This window comes from Roseomonas acroporae (assembly GCF_023223525.1).
Lineage (GTDB): Bacteria > Pseudomonadota > Alphaproteobacteria > Acetobacterales > Acetobacteraceae > Roseomonas_E > Roseomonas_E acroporae.
This window is the reverse complement of the sequence record NZ_JALPRX010000130.1, coordinates 1-15,041: the sequence shown is the minus strand read 5'-3', so window position 1 is coordinate 15,041 and position 15,041 is coordinate 1. Positions and strand designations below refer to the sequence as shown.

Genomic DNA, 15,041 nt, shown 5'->3' with positions numbered 1-15,041 from the left:
GCCATCCGCGAGGGCGGCCGCACCGTCGGCGCCGGCGTCGTCGCCTCGATTACCAAGTAAGGGGCATCGCGAAGTAGCCTCTTGCCAAGCGGGGCGCGACGGGGCATTCCGTCGCGCCCGCCCCGGCCGCCGCGACGCGGCCCGGGGCTTCAGGGGTGTAGCTCAATTGGCTAGAGCGCCGGTCTCCAAAACCGGAGGTTGGGGGTTCGAGACCCTCCACCCCTGCCAGCTTCCGGCGTCCGCCGCCGCCCCAGGGACCTCCCGGCCAGGGATCTCCCGGAGGCGATCCGGGCGCCGCTACCGGACGTGAAGCGGGGCGGCACGGCACCGGGCAATCCGGCGCCTTGCCGCCCCGACTGCGTTGCCACCGGCCCGTGCCGGTCCCGAACCATCCCGACCCGCCGGCGTTGCCCGGACGGTCCGCGGGGTGGGCCGCCGGGGCGACACGGGCAGAACCATGCTGAGGAACCGGAATTGGCGAAGCTCGATCCCGTGCGGTTCGTCCGGGAGGTGCGTCAGGAGGTGGCCAAGGTCACCTGGCCGACGCGCAAGGAAACCATGATCACGACCGGGCTGGTTCTGGCCATGTCGGCGGTGGCTGCTGTGTTCTTCCTGCTGGTGGATCAGCTCGTGGCACTCGGCATGCGCGGCCTGTTCGGCTTCGGCGCGTAGGGGAGGGCAGGCCATGACCGACATGCGGTGGTACGTCGTCCACGTCTACTCGGGCTTCGAGAAGAAGATCGCCCAGCAGATCAAGGAGCAGGCGGCGCAGAAGGGCCTCGCCGACCGCTTCGGCGACATCCTGGTCCCCTCCGAGGAGGTGACCGAGGTCCGGCGCGGGCAGAAGATCAACTCCGAGCGGAAGTTCTTCCCCGGCTACGTGCTGGTGAAGATGGCGATGAGCGACGAGGCCTGGCACCTCGTCAAGGACACGCCCAAGGTCACCGGCTTCCTCGGCGCCCGCAACAAGCCGAGCCCGATCACCGAGGCCGAGGCCCAGCGCATCGTCAAGCAGGTGCAGGAGGGCGTGGACAAGCCCAAGCGCCCCGCCGTGGTCTACGAGGTGGGCGAGCAGGTCCGCGTCGCCGACGGCCCCTTCACCTCCTTCAACGGCGTGGTGGAGGAAGTGGACGAGGAGCGCGGACGCGTGAAGGTCTCGGTCTCGATCTTCGGCCGCTCCACGCCGGTCGAGCTGGAATACGCCCAGGTCGAGAAGGTCTGACCGCCCGCGCCGCGCGGGCGGCGGGCCGTCGTCGCCGGCCCGGCCGGGCCGGCGCGCTGGTCCGCCCGGCGCGCTGGTCCGCCCGGCGCGCTGGTCCGTCCGGGCTTCAGCCTTCGGCCCGGCGGCCGGGCTCGGCCGCCGCCAACTTCTGCGCCGCCGCCCTGCGCACCGCCACACCGCGCACCCAGGCATTCCCGTCGCGCGCCAGCAGCGCCAGCGCCCCGGCCGGCGTGCCGGCATGCGCCGCCACCCGTGCCCGCACCTCGACGCTGGCATCCAGGGCCAGCGCCGCCAGCGTCCCGGCTGGTGCCGACGGGTTCTCCGCCACCCGCCAGCGCGTGAACTCGTCTCCGGCACGGGCCAGCGCCGCCAGCGTCGCGGCGGGCGTCGCTGGGTTCTCCGCCACCTTCCAGCGCACCTCTTCCTGCCCGTCGCCGGCCAGCGCGTCGAGCGCCCCGGGCGGCGTCATCGGGTTCCCCGCCGCCGCCAGCCGCGTGCCCGCCCAGGGATCGCGCGCGAGGGCATCCAGCGCCTCGGCCGGCGCCGCCTCGCGCCGTGCCACCGCCTCCCGCGTGTAGGCGTTCGCATCCGCCGCCAGCATCGCCAGCGCCTCGGCCGGGGCCGACGGGTTGCACGCCACCAGCCGGCGCACCCGCGCGTCCGCGTCGCGCGCCAGCAGCAGCAGCGCCTCCCGCGGCGTCGCGGGGTCGCGCGCCAGCCGCTCGCGCGCCTCCTCGTCGCCGTCCCGCAGCAGCAGGGCCAGCAGCTCCGCGTCGAGCGCCCCGCCTTCCCCGTCAGCCCCGCCCATGGCCGCCTCCCGCGCTACCGCCCCGGCGGCGCCTCGAAGTCCAGCAGCGGTCCCAGCGGCACGATCCCGGTCGGGTTTATCGTGCGGTGGCTTTCGTAGTAGTGCCGCTTGATGTGCTCGAAATTCACCGTCTCGCGCACGCCGGGCCACTGGTACAGCGCGCGCGTGCAGGCCCAGAGCGCCGGGTAGTCCACGAGGCGCCGCAGGTTGCACTTGAAGTGCCCGACATAGACGGGGTCGAAGCGCAGCAGCGTGGTGAAGAGGCGCCAGTCCGCCTCGGTCGGCGACGCGCCGCACAGGAAGGGCTGGCGCGAGAGCCGGTCCTCCAGCCAGTCCAGGGTCTCGAACAGCGGTCCCACCGCCTCCGCGTAGGCGGCCTGCGTGGTGGCGAAGCCGGCCTTGTACACGCCGTTGTTCACCGTGTCGTAGATCCGCGCGTTCAGCGCGTCGATCTCGTCCCGCAGCGGCGCCGGATACCAGTCGCCGGGGCGCGCGCCCACCCCGTCGAAGGCGCCGTTGAACATGCGGACGATCTCGGCGGATTCGTTGCTGACGATGGTCTGCCGCACCTTGTCCCACAGCACCGGCACGGTGGCGCGGCCCGACGCCTTCGGGTCGGCCAGCGTGTAGAGCTGGTGGATCGCGGTCACGCCGTTCACCGCGTCCGGCACCACGCCGGGGCCGGGGGCGAAGGTCCAGCCCTCATCGGCCATCAGCCAGTGGGTGACGGAGAGGCCGACCATCGCCTCCAGCCCCTTCAGCGCCCGGAAAATCGTCGTCCGGTGCGCCCAGGGGCAGGCGCGCGAGACGTAGAGGTGGTACCGCCCGGGCTCGGCCGCGAAGCCTCCCTCGCCGGTCGGGCCGGGGCTGCCGTCCGGCGTGATCCAGTTCCGGAAGCGGCTGGCCTCGCGCCGGAACCGGCCGCCGGAGGCCGCCGTGTCGTACCAGCGGTCCTGCCAGACGCCATCGACCAGTACGCCCATGCGCTTGCGCTCCACCAGACGGGGCTCCGCCCCGGACCCCGCCGGGAAGGGTGCCGCCCTTCCCTGGTCCCATCCCGCGAAGGGGCGAAGCCCCCTTCGAGACCCCCGTTCGATAAAAGACCACCGTGGCGGCCACGCCGAGCCGTCTTGACGTAAAGGGGGTTCCAAGGGGGCTTCGCCCCTTGGCGGAGGGTCCGGGGAGGCAGCGCCTCCCGGCGGGGTCCGGGGCGGAGCCCCGTCCGGCCCCGCGGAGGCCCGCCTAGACCCGCATCGGCATCAGCACGTAGAGCGCCTCCGGCCGCGCCGCGTCCGTGACGATGGTGGGGGCCGAGCCGTCGGCGAAGCGGAACTCCACCTGCTCGGCGATCTGGTCGGTGATGTCGTTGAGGTAGCGGGCCTGGAAGCCGATCTCGAGCGGCCCGGCGTCGTAGCTCACGCTGTCGCTGTCCAGCTCCTCCTGCGCCTGGCCCTGCTCGGGCGAGGCGGCGGAGAGCAGCAGGTGGTGCCTGGCCAGCGCCAGCTTCACCGGCCGCGACCGCTCCGAGGAGATGGCGGCGACGCGCCCCACCGCCTCCGAGAACTCCTTCTTGCCGACGCGCAGCACCCGGTCGTTGCCGCGCGGGATCACGCGCTCGTACTCAGGGAAGGTGCCGTCGATCAGCTTGCTGGTCAGGTTCACCGTGCCGAAGCTGAAGCGGATCTTGGTGTCGGAGAGCGCCACCTGGATCGGGTCCTCGCCGCCCACGTCCTCGGCCAGCTTGCGCAGCTCGGCCACGGTCTTGCGCGGCACGATCACGCCCGGCATCCCCGCCGCGCCCTCCGGCAGGTCGACCTCGACGCGCGCGAGGCGGTGCCCGTCCGTCGCGACCGCGCGCAGCACCGGCCGGCCCTCGGCCTCCGTGGTGTGGAGGTAGATGCCGTTGAGGTAGTAGCGCGTCTCCTCGGTGGAGATGGCGAAGCGGGTGCGGTCGATCAGGTTGCGCAGCACGGCGGCGGGCAGGGCGAACTGGTGCGGCAGCTTCCCTTCGGTCATCGAGGGGAACTCGTCCACCGGCAGCACCATCAGCGAGGTGGCGAAGCGCCCCGCGCGCAGCGCCAGCGGCGCGTCGCCGGACTGGTCGAACTCCACCCGCGCCCCGTCGGGCAGCTTGCGCACGATCTCGTAGAGCGTCGCGGCCGGGGCGGTGATGCGCCCCGCGCGCGCCACCTGCACGCCCGGCACCTCCTCGACGATCGCGATCTCCATGTCCGTCGCGGTCAGCCGCAGCGCGTCGTCCCGGGCCTCCAGCAGGACGTTGGCCAGGATCGGGATCGTGTTGCGCCGCTCCACCACGCTCTGCACATGCGCGAGCGCCTTGAGCAGCACCGCCCGGTCCACCGTGAACTTCATGGCACCCGCTTCCAGCAAGGGCGGCCCGCGGCCCCCGGCATGCCCCCTTGGGGGCGACGGGGAACGCAGGGTCGCCGAGATCCCCCTGTCCCCGCCGGGTGGCGGCGCACCGGCCCGGCAGGGCCGAACACTCTAACAACCGGCGATTTCGGCGAAAAGCGGGGAGAATCACGCCTCTCCTTCCCGTCGTGCCGCAGCCGGGGCGCGGTACCCCGCCATCGCGCCGCGGCGCGGCGCCGTACCTCGCCATGCGCTCAGCCGGGGCGGTGCTGCACCCTCGCGAGCCAGGCGGCGGCGGCCGCGTCCGCGCCCGAGGGCAGGGGGGCGTCGCGGTCGCCGATCCAGGCTACCACGTCCCGCAGCACCGCCGCGGCGTTCCGGTCGCGCAGCAGGAAGTGGTAGCCCTCCTCGTAGTAGCCCAGACGCAGCGGCGCGGCATTCCCGGAGCCCCCGCCGCCCGCACCCGCCGGCATGGCGGGGCCCGGCACGCCGGCCCCGCCACGACCCGGCGCGTCACGCCCCGCCACGCTCTCCGCTGCCCGGCGGTCCGCTTGCAGTCCCGGCATGGCGTCCAGGGCGAAGAGCGTCGCGCGCTCCGGCACCAGCTCGTCCCGCGCGCCGTAGAGGAACAGCGCGGGCGGCGCCGGCCGGCCATCCGCCGCCGGCAGGCCGAAGCGCGGCGCCGCCGCCACCGCCGCGTCCATCAGCGCCAGCAGCCCCCAGGCGGCGTCGACGCGCGTGTTGCGGATGGTCAGCGGGTCCCGCCACAGCCGCAGCAGCGCCTCGTCGTTGTCGGTGGGCGTGATGCCGCCGGCGCTGCCGCCGAAGCCGACCAGCGGGATGGTGTGCGCCGCCAGCCGCAGCACCCAGCGCATCGCCGGGCTCATCGTCTCCCGCCCCCAGACGGCCGGGGCCAGCAGCACGATCCCGTCCGCGCGCGGCGGGTCGGGCAGGGTGGCGGCCAGCATCAGCACCGCCCCGCCCATGCTCTCGCCCATCAGGAACAGCGGCACGCCCGGATGCCGCGCGCCCACCAGACGCGCCGCCGCCGCCGCGTCGCGCGCCAGCGTCTCCGGCCCCGGCCAGATGCCGCGATGCGGCGCCCCGCCGAAGCCGCGCTGGTCGTAGGCGTAGACGGCGATGCCGGCGCGCGTCAGGTCCGGCGCCGGCAGCTCCATGAAATTGCGCGAGTCGTTGAAGCCGTGCAGCGCCAGCACCACCGCGCGCGGCGCCGTCGGCGTGCCCCGCGGTGCCGACCCCGGCGGGGCGGCTGGCGCGATGCCGGACCAGGCGCCGGGCGAGGCCGCCGCCAGCCTCCCGACGCCGACGGGTCCGGCCGGGGGCGCATCGGTCGCCGGCGCCACGCCGGCCCCCGCCACCGGCCGGGCATCCTCGCCGGGGTCGGTCGCGGTGCCCGGCAGCCAGACGCGCATCGGCAACAGGGCACCGTCCGGCATCACCAGCGCGTCCCGTCGCAGCAACGGCGGGGCGATGTCGGGCCCGGCCGGGATGAGCCGCGGCGTGCAGGCCGCGACGCCCAGCGCCGGCAGCAGCGACAGCAGGCCGCGACGTCCCGGGGCGGTGTGGGGGAGGGGGGCGGACGGCCTGTCGCGGTGCATCATGCCGCCGGCTCAGATGCGGCCGGCGTCCGGCAGAGTCCAGCGCATCCTGCGGCGATCGTTCGTTGCGGGCTGGCCGGGCACGACCGCCGCGGCCCCGGCCGGGCCGCGGCCACCCGCCGGCTCTCCGCCCCGCCCGAGGCCGTCTCCCCGGGTGCCCTCCCTGGTTCCTCCGGCCGCCCGCCGCTATATCCACCCCGACTGTCCCTGACCCACTGTCCCCTTCCTGGCCGCGAGGTAGAGCGCCCGATGCAAGACGGCACGCAGACCGGCTACACCCCCATCCCGGTTCCCGGCGTCACTCCGGAGGACGTCATCATGGTCGAGCACCGCGCCGTCCCCTGCGACGGCGGCGGCGGCGCGCTCGGCCACCCGCGCATCTGGCTGCGCATCGTGGACCGCGAGATCTGCTGCCCCTACTGCTCGCGCACCTTCCGGCTGCGCGAGGGCTTCGGCGACGACGGCGGGCACTGAGCCCGGCATGGCCGAGACCGACGCCGCCCAGGAGGTTGCCGTGGCCCCGTCGCCCGGGGGGCCGGCGGACGCCGCCCCGGCGCCTGCCGGGGCCGAGGCGGCGCCGAACTTGGGCGGCGCCGGCACCCTGCCGCCGACGCCGGTCGAGACCCCATCGGCCGATGCGCCTCCGGCCGCTGCCCCCCCGGGCGAGCGCCACCTGATCCTGGTGGATGGCTCCGGCTACATCTTCCGCGCCTTCCATGCCCTGCCGCCGATGACGCGGCCGGACGGGGTGCACGTGAACGCCGTGTTCGGCTTCACGCAGATGCTCTCGCGCTTCCTGCTCGACCATCGCGGCAGCCACATCGCCGTGGTGTTCGATTCCAGCCGCGTGACCTTCCGCAACGAGATCGCGCCCGACTACAAGGCCCACCGCCCCGAGCCGCCGCCCGAGCTGGTGCCGCAATTCGCGCTGGTGCGCGAGGCCACCGAGGCGCTCGGCGTCGCCCGCATCGAGCAGCCCGGCTTCGAGGCGGACGACATGATCGCCGCCTATGCCCGCGCCTTCCGCGAGGCCCACCCCGAGGGCGGCTGCCGCGTCACCATCGTCTCCTCCGACAAGGACCTGATGCAGCTCGTGCGCCCCGGCGTCGGGATGCTCGACCCGATCAAGCAGAAGCCGATCGGCGAGGCGGAGGTGCTGGAACGCTTCGGCGTGCCGCCCGCCAAGGTGCCCGAGGTGCAGGCGCTGGCCGGCGATCCCACCGACAACGTGCCCGGCGTGCCCGGCATCGGCATCAAGACGGCGGCGCAGCTCATCGGCGAATTCGGCGACCTGGAGACTCTGCTGGCGAAGGCGGAGACGATCAGGCAACCCAAGCGCCGCCAGGTGCTGCTGGAGAACGCCGACAAGGCGCGCCTCTCGCTGCGCCTCGTCACGCTGGACGACGCGGCGCCGCTGCCCGTGCCGCTCGACTCGCTGCTCGCCCGCGCGCCGGAATCGGCGTCGCTCGCCGCCTTCCTGCGCGCCCAGGGCTTCCGCTCGCTGCTCGCGCGCCTCGGCCTCGGCGACGGCGCCGCCATCCCGGCGCAGCGCTTCACCCAGGCGCCCGTGCCTGGGGGAACGGCGGCGACCACCGCGCCTGTCGCGGTTGCCGCCGACGCGCCGCCCGGCACGGCGCCCCTCGGGCTGAAGGACATCCCCTTCGGCCCCTACGAGACCGTCACCACGCCGGAGGCCCTCGCCGGCTGGATCGCCGCCGCGCGCGAGGCCGGCATGGTGGCGATCGACACCGAGACCAGCAGCCTGGACGCGCTGCACGCCGACCTCGTCGGCGTCTCGCTCGCCACCGCGCCGGGCCGCGCCTGCTACATCCCGCTGCGCCACGTCTCGCCGCCCCCGCCGCCGGCCGAGAAGCCGAAGGGGAGGAAGGGCAAGGCCGCGGCCGCCGCCGACAACGGCACCGCCGACCTGCTGGCCCCGCCGGAACCGCCGCCCGAGGTGCCCGCCGAGTCGCCCTCGGAAACGCCGCCCCCGCCGCAGATCTCGCCCGCCGCCGCGCTCGACGCGCTGCGGCCGCTGCTGGAGGACCCGACGGTCCTCAAGGTGCTGCACAACGCCAAGTACGACCTGGAGGTGCTGAGCCGGCCCCAAGGGGAAAAGGTCGGGGAAAAGACCGGGGAAAAGGCCGGGGACGCGGTTGGGGACGCGGCCGAGGGCGGGCAGCGGGGCGGCATCGCCGTCTGGCCGGTCGACGACACCATGCTGATCTCCTACAGCCTGGAGGCGGGCCGGCACGGCCACGGCATGGACGAGCTTTCCGTGCTGCATCTCGGCCACCAGCCGATCGCCTATGACGAGGTGACCGGCACCGGCCGCGCCCGCATCCCCTTCGCGCAGGTGCCGCTCGACCGCGCCACCGCCTACGCCGCCGAGGACGCGGACGTCACGCTGCGCCTCTGGCACGCGCTGCGCCCGCGACTGCGCGCCGAGACCGCGCTCGCCCTCTACGAGCAGGTCGAGCGGCGCATGGTCGCCGTGCTGCGCGACATGGAGCTGGCCGGCATCCGCGTGGACGGCGACGAACTCGCCCGCATCGGCGAGGACTTCACCACGCGCCTCGCCGCCTTCGAGACGGAGATCCACGAGCTCGCCGGCCGCCCCTTCAACGTCGGCTCGCCCAAGCAGCTCGGGGAGATCCTGTTCGACGAGATGAAGCTGCCGGGCGGCAGGCGCAGCAAGGCCACCGGCGCCTGGGGCACCGACGTCACCGTGCTGGAGGAGCTGGCCGGGCAGGGCCACGCCCTGCCGCGCAAGGTGCTGGAGTGGCGCCAGCTCGCCAAGCTGAAGTCCACCTACGTGGAGGGGCTGACCGCGCAGATCGACCCGCGCGACCGCCGCGTCCACACCGACTTCTCGATGGCGATCACCAGCACCGGCCGGCTCTCCTCGACCGAGCCGAACCTGCAGAACATCCCGATCCGCACGGAGGAGGGCGCCCGCATCCGCCGCGCCTTCGTGGCCGAGCCCGGCAACGTGCTGCTCGCCGCCGACTACTCGCAGATCGAGCTGCGGCTGCTTGCGCACCTGGCCGAGGTGCCCTCGCTGCGCGCGGCCTTTGAGCGCGGCGAGGACATCCACCGGCGCACCGCCGCCGACATCTTCCGCATCCCGCCGGACGCGGTGGACCGCGAGGCGCGCCGCCGCGCCAAGACCATCAATTTCGGCATCATCTACGGCATGTCTGCCTTCGGCCTCGCCGGCCGGCTCGGCATCGGGCCGGGCGAGGCGCGCGGCATCATCGACGCCTATTTCGCGCAGTACCCGGGCATCCGCGACTTCATGGAATCGATCAAGGAGGATGCCCGCCTCAACGGCTACGTGCTGACGCCGTTCGGGCGCCGCCTCTGGATCCCCGAGATCGGCAACCGCGACCCGATGCGCCGCGCGGGCGCCGAGCGCGCCGCGATCAACGCGCCGTTCCAGGGCGGCGCCGCCGAGATCATCAAGCGCGCCATGGTGCGCATGCCCGCCGCGCTGGCCGATGCCGGCCTCGCCGCCCGCATGCTGCTGCAGGTCCACGACGAGCTGCTGTTCGAGGTGCCGGAGGCCGAGCTGGAGGCCACGGCGGCGCTGGTGAAGCGCGTGATGGAAAGCGTCGCCACGCTGCGCGTGCCGTTGCTGGCCGAGCTCGGCCATGGCGCGAGCTGGGCCGAGGCGCATTGATCCGGGGCGCCGGCGCGGCGGGTCGATTCTGCCGGGCCGGCATCCCCGTCGGCAAGGGCGCCGCCCCGGGGAGGACGGCGCCCTCCCCGGTGGACGGGGCGCGGGGAAGGCCGGGCCTTCCCCGCCGTCGTTCAGCCCGCCACCCGGCGGATGTCGGCGCGGGTCAGGCCGATATCGGCCAGCTCGCGGTCGTTCAGCTCGTTCAGCTCGGCCATGGCGCGCGCCCGCGCCGGCCAGGTGACGAGGCGGTGCAGGGCGGCGGCCACCCTGGTGCCGAAGCGGCGCAGATTCGCCGCGGATTCGGCCAGGTTGCGGCCATACTCGTCGTACCGCGCCTGGGCGGCCTCGCGCTGCAGCGCCTCGACCTGTCGGGCACCCTGGGAGACCGGGTGGTTGGGGAGCACGATCTCCATCCAGAGCTTGGTGGTGCTCGTGTGCATCGTAGAAAGTCCTCGTCTCTGCCGTGTGGCTGGCGCCGCTTTGGGTCGCCTCTTCTTCTGCGCCGAATCTAGGTCCGATCCGGTCGATGAGGTAACGGCGGCCGCAAGCTGGAGCCATGCGTCTGACGCATGAAAAACTGTGGATGGATGACGAAATGTTGACGCTTTCCGGGGTGGGTCGATGACGGTTCCGGGCGATGGGGGCCGCGCCCGACTCGCCGCCCTGCGAGCCGAGCTGGCGCGCCGCGGGGTGGACGGCTTCCTGGTGCCGCGCGCCGACGAGTATCTCGGCGAGTACGTGCCGCCCTCCGGCGAGCGGCTCGCCTGGCTCACCGGCTTCACCGGCAGCGCCGGGCTGGCCATCGTGCTGGCCGACCGCGCCGCGCTGTTCACCGATGGCCGCTACACGGTTCAGGCGGCGCAGCAGGCGGATCCGGCGCTCTGGGAGCAGCGCCACATCACCGAGGCGCCGCCGAAGGAATGGCTGGCGGCGCATGCCGCCGGGGCGCGCCTCGGCTACGACCCGTGGCTGCACGCGGAGGCGGCGCTCGCCCGCCTCGTCCCGGGAAATGCGCCGGCGGATGCAGCGGGGGACGCACCGGGGGGCGTGACCCTGGTGCCGCTGGAGCCGAGCCCGCTGGACGCGGTCTGGACCGACCGCCCGGCGCCGCCCGCCGCGCCCGCCGTGCCGCACCCGCTGGAATTCGCCGGCCGCGACGCCGCCGACAAGCGCGCCGAGGCGGCGCGGGCGCTGCGCGAGGCCGGGCAGCAGGCGGCGGTGCTGGCCGACCCGCACTCGGTGGCGTGGCTGCTGAACCTGCGTGGCGGCGACCTCGACCACACGCCGCTGGCGCTCGGCTTCGCGCTGCTGCACGAGGACGGCGAAGTGGACCTGTTCATGGACCCCGCCAAGCTGCCGGCGGAGACGCGCGCGCATCTGGGCAACGCCGTCTCGGTGCAGGGGCGCGAGGCGCTGGGGCCGGCGCTGGACGCGCTGGCCGGGCGCACGGTGCGGATCGACCCCGAGGCGACGCCTGCCTGGTTCGCCCGCCGGCTGCGCGCGGCCGGCGCGACCGTCGCCGCCGGCGACGACCCGTGCCGACTGCCGCGCGCGTGCAAGAACGCGGTGGAGCAGGAGGGCGCCCGGGCCGCGCACCGGCGCGACGCCGCCGCGCTCGCGCGCTTCCTCGCCTGGTTCGCGGCGGAGGCGCCGAAGGGCGAGCTGACGGAGGTCTCGGCCGCCGGGCGGCTGCTGGCCTTCCGCCGCGAGGTGCCGCTGTTCCGCGCCGAGAGCTTCCCGGCGATCAGCGGCGCCGGCGAGCACGGCGCCATCGTCCACTACCGCGCGACGCCGGAAAGCGACCGGCCGATCCGGCCGGACGAATGCTACCTGATCGATTCCGGCGCGCAGTACCTGGACGGCACGACGGACGTGACGCGCACGCTCTGGTCCGGCCCCGGCGAGGCGCCGGCCGCGCTGCGCGACCACGTGACGCGCGTGCTGCGGGGCCACATCGCGCTGGCGACGCTGCGCTTCCCCGCCGGCGCCGCCGGGCCGCATCTCGACGCCATCGCGCGCCGGCCGCTCTGGGACATCGGCCTCGACTACGACCACGGCACCGGCCACGGCGTCGGCAGCTTCCTCTCGGTGCACGAGGGGCCGGTGGCCTTCTCGCGCGCGGCGCGGCCGGTGCCGCTGGCGGCCGGGATGATCCTCTCCGACGAGCCGGGCTACTACCTGCCGGGCCATTACGGCATCCGGCTGGAGAACCTGCTGCTGGTGCGCGAGGCCGCGCTGCCCGAGGCGCGCCGGCCCTTCCTCGAATTCGAGACGCTGACGCTCGCCCCCTTCGACCGGAAGCTGCTGCTGCCGGCGCTGCTCACCGGCTTCGAGCGGGATTGGCTGGATGCCTACCATGCCCGCGTGCTGGCGGAGGTGGCGCCGCTGGTGGATGCGGCGACGGCGGCCTGGCTGAAGGAGGCCTGCGCGCCGGTGAAATGAGGGGCTCCGACGCCGGAGCCCTTTCGGGGGCTTTCCGAAGGAAGGCGCCGCTTTCCCCCGTCGAGGTCCACGGGGCAGGGGGAATCCGCGTTCGCGTCCGGCCCCGACGGACGGTGCGCCCGGGCCCGGAACGGATCGGGTTCCGGCCGGGCCTCGCCCGCCTGGCGGGGGGGCGGGGAGGGCGGAGTCCTCCCTGGCGGACGGGGCCGGGGAAGGCGTCGCCTTCGGCGAACCGCAGTCCGGTCGGGACTGCGGTTCGCCGTAGCTCATTGTTCTCGGCGCGGATTCACGCCGCCGGGCGTGTCCGCCCGTCGGCGATCCGTTCTTGCCCGTCCGCGCCTGCCTACTCCGCCGCCGCCGGCAGCGCCGCCGGCCGGGCCGCCGGCACCCGTCCGCAGGTGAACAGGAAGGCCGCCAGCATCGCGTAGGCCAGCGCCACCGCCGGCGCCACGCCGAGCCCGTTGCCCACGCCCACCGCCTCGCCATGCATCAGCCCGAGATAGGCGAGCAGCGCGCCCACCAGCGCGAAGGCGGCGGCGCGCCGGTACTCCCGCTCGATCACGAAGACGCCGATCGCCGCCAGCACCAGCCCGGCCAGCGTGGCGCCGCCGCCCAGCACCTCCAGCCCGTGGTACAGCACGCCCTGGCTCGCCAGCCTGTCGAGCCCGACCGCGTGCGCGTTCAGCCCCGCGGCGCCCAGGGCGCCGTCGATCTGGTTCTTGCCCCAGGCGGCGAGGTGCGGCGTGAAGGCGAGCACGATGGCCGGGGCGTGCGCCTTCGGCGTCTCCTGGAAGGCCTGCGCGCCGATCAGCATGCCGATGTAGAGCAGGATCGGCGAGATCGCGACGACGGGCACGAGGTCGAGCAGCACGCCGGCGATGCCGAGCCAGGTCAGCACCAGCACCACCGCGCCGGTGGCGGCCGAGTAGCCGATGCGCCCGCCCATCGCCTTCCAGCCGGGATGGCCGATATAGACCGCGTTGATGTAGGGGTTGCCCATCAGGCAGCCGATCAGGCTGACCACGCCGTCGGCGGTCAGCACGCGGGTGGTGGGGTAGTGGTCGCCGGCGGCCTCGGCGCTCTCCACGTTGTCCATGGCCTCGACGAGGTCGTAGATGCCGAACGGGATCGCGGTGACGAGGATGACGCCGAGATACTCGAAGCCGGCGAAGACGTGCCCGACCGCCGGGATCGGCACGTGGAAGCCGACATTCGTCAGCGCGCCGAGCAGCCGCGCGCCGTTCACGCCCCCGATCGGCAGGCCGAGCGCGTTGCACACCCACGCCACGACCATGCCGACCGCGATGGCGACGAGGCCCGCCGGCATGCCGCGCGGGTAGCGCGTCGCGCCGAACCACGCCGCCAGGATCACGCCGAAGCAGAGCAGGCCGATCACCGGTGTCATGAACATCTCCAGCGCCGGGCGCATGGAGATGAAGGTGATCGAGACGCCGGCCAGCGTGCCGAGCAGCGCCGCGCGCGGCGTGATGCGGCGGATCACCGGGGCGACGAAGCCGCCCGCCATCAGCACGAAGCTCTGGATGAACACCCAGGTGAGCCCCGCCTCCCAGCCCTTCACCGGGTCGCCGGTCTGCGTCGCGATGGGCAGCATGACGACGAGCGTGACGATGAACATGTGCGGCACGCTGATGCCGGAGGGCAGGGCGCACACGTCGTCGCGGCCCGTGCGGATGGCGAGGCGCCAGGCGAGCCAGGCGTAGTAGCCGGTGGAGAGGAACAGCATCAGCCCGGCCGCCGGCAGGATGCGGCCGAAGGTGATCTCGTCCGGCATGTGCAGCACGAAGCGCAGCAGCACGGACAGCGTCAGCAGGTTGACCAGGATGTTGGTGCCGAAGCCGAACAGGGCGTTCCAGTCGCCCGGGGTCCAGAGGCGCGGGCCCGCCCCCGGAGGCGCGGGGTGGAGGCCGGTCGCGGTCGCGTTGCGCATGGGCGGGCTTCCTTCCGGGACGGTGGGTTGGCGTGGGCGGGGGAGGCTCCTTGGGCGCCCGTGCCGGTTTCCGCGGCCGGACGCGCGAGGGGGATCGACGGGGTGCCCGAGGGCCGGCGGGGCGCGTCGCGGCGTCGCCTCAGTCGGCCGGCGGGGCATCGAGGGCGGCGAGCAGCGGGGCGGAGGCCGAGACCCAGCCGAAGATGCCGCCCCGCTCGCCGCCCTGGGCCTTCACCATGGCCAGCGCCGCCGCGTGGAATTCCGGGAAGTAGGAGGCGCAGCAATCGGCGAGCACGACGCAGCGGTAGCCGCGGTCGTTGGCCTCGCGCACGGTGGTGTGGACGCAGACCTCCGTGGTGACGCCGGCGACCAGCAGCGTGTCGATGCCGCGGTTGCGCAGCAGCAGGTCGAGGTCGGTGCCGAAGAAGGCGCCCTTGCCGGGCTTGTCGATCACCGGTTCCGCCGGCAGCGGCGCCAGCTCGGGGATGATGGCGTGGCCCGGCTCGCCGCGGATCAGGATGCGGCCCATCGGCCCGGGATCGCCGATCCGCATCCCCGGCGCGCCGCGCGCCACCTTGGCCGGGGGCGCGTCGGCGAGGTCGGGGCGGTGCCCCTCGCGGGTGTGCAGCACCGGCAGGCCGGCACGGCGGGCCGCCGCCAGCACGGCGCGGCAGGGCGGCACGGCGGCGGCGAGCCGCGAGACGTCGTTGCCCAGGCTGGCGCCGAAGCCGCCCGGCTCCAGGAAATCGCGCTGCATGTCGATGATGAGAAGCGCGGTCCGCTCGGGCGCGATGGCGATCGCGCCGGGCTCGGCCTCGATACGCAGCATGCCGGAACTCCGTTCGACACTCTGGCCGGCGATGGTACAGCAAGATCGGGGCCAGGGCTGACGCGTGCGGGGCCGCGCGGCACCGGAAGTATCGCGCCGTAGGCGCGGGGGGGGGGGG

12 protein-coding genes and 1 tRNA gene are annotated in these 15,041 nt (G+C 74.4%); 6 read left to right on the top strand and 7 right to left on the bottom strand.

Annotated elements, in window-relative coordinates; all coding sequences use genetic code 11:
• The first annotated feature begins 151 nt into the window (after nucleotides 1-151).
• The 3 genes from M0638_RS24560 to nusG all read left to right on the top strand — a co-directional run bounded on the left by M0638_RS24560 (nucleotide 152) and on the right by nusG (nucleotide 1,222).
• Nucleotides 152-228, top strand: a tRNA-Trp gene (locus M0638_RS24560).
• 246 nt (nucleotides 229-474) lie between these two features.
• A complete protein-coding gene (gene secE, locus M0638_RS24555) occupies nucleotides 475-672 on the top strand; it encodes a preprotein translocase subunit SecE (protein WP_248669598.1) in 198 nt (65 codons plus the stop codon).
• 13 nt (nucleotides 673-685) lie between these two features.
• A complete protein-coding gene (nusG, locus tag M0638_RS24550) occupies nucleotides 686-1,222 on the top strand; it encodes a transcription termination/antitermination protein NusG (protein WP_248669597.1) in 537 nt (178 codons plus the stop codon).
• A 106-nt stretch (nucleotides 1,223-1,328) separates the two neighbouring features.
• Here the strand turns inward: nusG and M0638_RS24545 are convergent, their stop codons facing one another.
• The 4 genes from M0638_RS24545 to M0638_RS24530 form a co-directional block, all read right to left on the bottom strand.
• Nucleotides 1,329-2,030, bottom strand: a complete 702-nt coding sequence (locus M0638_RS24545) for a hypothetical protein (protein ID WP_248669596.1) — start codon at nucleotides 2,028-2,030, stop codon at nucleotides 1,329-1,331.
• Between the two features lie 14 nt (nucleotides 2,031-2,044).
• Complete coding sequence (locus M0638_RS24540; protein WP_456316056.1) at nucleotides 2,045-3,028, bottom strand: glutathione S-transferase family protein; 984 nt, start codon at nucleotides 3,026-3,028, stop codon at nucleotides 2,045-2,047.
• A 244-nt stretch (nucleotides 3,029-3,272) separates the two neighbouring features.
• A complete protein-coding gene (gene dnaN, locus M0638_RS24535; protein WP_248669595.1) occupies nucleotides 3,273-4,403 on the bottom strand; it encodes a DNA polymerase III subunit beta in 1,131 nt (376 codons plus the stop codon).
• 254 nt (nucleotides 4,404-4,657) lie between these two features.
• Nucleotides 4,658-6,025: an alpha/beta fold hydrolase gene (locus tag M0638_RS24530; protein WP_248669594.1), complete on the bottom strand. Its 1,368-nt coding sequence runs from the start codon at nucleotides 6,023-6,025 to the stop codon at nucleotides 4,658-4,660.
• 246 nt (nucleotides 6,026-6,271) lie between these two features.
• On the opposite strand from M0638_RS24530, the gene M0638_RS24525 reads away from it, so the two are divergent.
• The gene (locus tag M0638_RS24525; RefSeq protein WP_248669593.1) at nucleotides 6,272-6,496 is read left to right on the top strand and encodes a zinc-finger domain-containing protein; all 225 of its coding nucleotides are present in this window, start codon (nucleotides 6,272-6,274) and stop codon (nucleotides 6,494-6,496) included.
• Between the two features lie 7 nt (nucleotides 6,497-6,503).
• Complete coding sequence (polA, locus tag M0638_RS24520) at nucleotides 6,504-9,704, top strand: DNA polymerase I (RefSeq protein ID WP_248669592.1); 3,201 nt, start codon at nucleotides 6,504-6,506, stop codon at nucleotides 9,702-9,704.
• Nucleotides 9,705-9,835: 131 nt separating this feature from the next.
• On the opposite strand, the gene M0638_RS24515 is transcribed toward polA, so the two are convergent.
• Entirely contained in the window at nucleotides 9,836-10,144 is a 309-nt protein-coding gene (locus M0638_RS24515; RefSeq protein ID WP_248669591.1) for a DUF1127 domain-containing protein, read from the bottom strand.
• 181 nt (nucleotides 10,145-10,325) lie between these two features.
• On the opposite strand from M0638_RS24515, the gene M0638_RS24510 reads away from it, so the two are divergent.
• Nucleotides 10,326-12,146: an aminopeptidase P family protein gene (locus M0638_RS24510; RefSeq protein ID WP_248669590.1), complete on the top strand. Its 1,821-nt coding sequence runs from the start codon at nucleotides 10,326-10,328 to the stop codon at nucleotides 12,144-12,146.
• Nucleotides 12,147-12,489: 343 nt separating this feature from the next.
• Here the strand turns inward: M0638_RS24510 and M0638_RS24505 are convergent, their stop codons facing one another.
• Together M0638_RS24505 and M0638_RS24500 are read right to left on the bottom strand one after the other, a co-directional pair.
• Nucleotides 12,490-14,094 carry a hypothetical protein gene (locus M0638_RS24505; protein ID WP_248669589.1) on the bottom strand — a complete coding sequence of 535 codons (1,605 nt, stop codon included), beginning with the start codon at nucleotides 14,092-14,094 and terminating at the stop codon, nucleotides 12,490-12,492.
• A gap of 139 nt (nucleotides 14,095-14,233) precedes the next feature.
• Nucleotides 14,234-14,923, bottom strand: a complete 690-nt coding sequence (locus M0638_RS24500; protein ID WP_248669588.1) for a cysteine hydrolase family protein — start codon at nucleotides 14,921-14,923, stop codon at nucleotides 14,234-14,236.
• Nucleotides 14,924-15,041 lie beyond the last annotated feature (118 nt).

Bases quoted from the DNA above. Each gene is read 5' to 3' on its own strand.
- nusG (WP_248669597.1), top strand. From the start codon at position 686: ATGACCGACATGCGGTGGTACGTCGTCCACGTCTACTCGGGCTTCGAG.
- M0638_RS24545 (WP_248669596.1), bottom strand. From the start codon at position 2,030: ATGGGCGGGGCTGACGGGGAAGGCGGGGCGCTCGACGCGGAGCTGCTG.
- dnaN (WP_248669595.1), bottom strand. From the start codon at position 4,403: ATGAAGTTCACGGTGGACCGGGCGGTGCTGCTCAAGGCGCTCGCGCAT.
- M0638_RS24530 (WP_248669594.1), bottom strand. From the start codon at position 6,025: ATGATGCACCGCGACAGGCCGTCCGCCCCCCTCCCCCACACCGCCCCG.
- M0638_RS24525 (WP_248669593.1), top strand. From the start codon at position 6,272: ATGCAAGACGGCACGCAGACCGGCTACACCCCCATCCCGGTTCCCGGC.
- polA (WP_248669592.1), top strand. From the start codon at position 6,504: ATGGCCGAGACCGACGCCGCCCAGGAGGTTGCCGTGGCCCCGTCGCCC.
- M0638_RS24515 (WP_248669591.1), bottom strand. From the start codon at position 10,144: ATGCACACGAGCACCACCAAGCTCTGGATGGAGATCGTGCTCCCCAAC.
- M0638_RS24510 (WP_248669590.1), top strand. From the start codon at position 10,326: ATGACGGTTCCGGGCGATGGGGGCCGCGCCCGACTCGCCGCCCTGCGA.
- M0638_RS24505 (WP_248669589.1), bottom strand. From the start codon at position 14,094: ATGCGCAACGCGACCGCGACCGGCCTCCACCCCGCGCCTCCGGGGGCG.
- M0638_RS24500 (WP_248669588.1), bottom strand. From the start codon at position 14,923: ATGCTGCGTATCGAGGCCGAGCCCGGCGCGATCGCCATCGCGCCCGAG.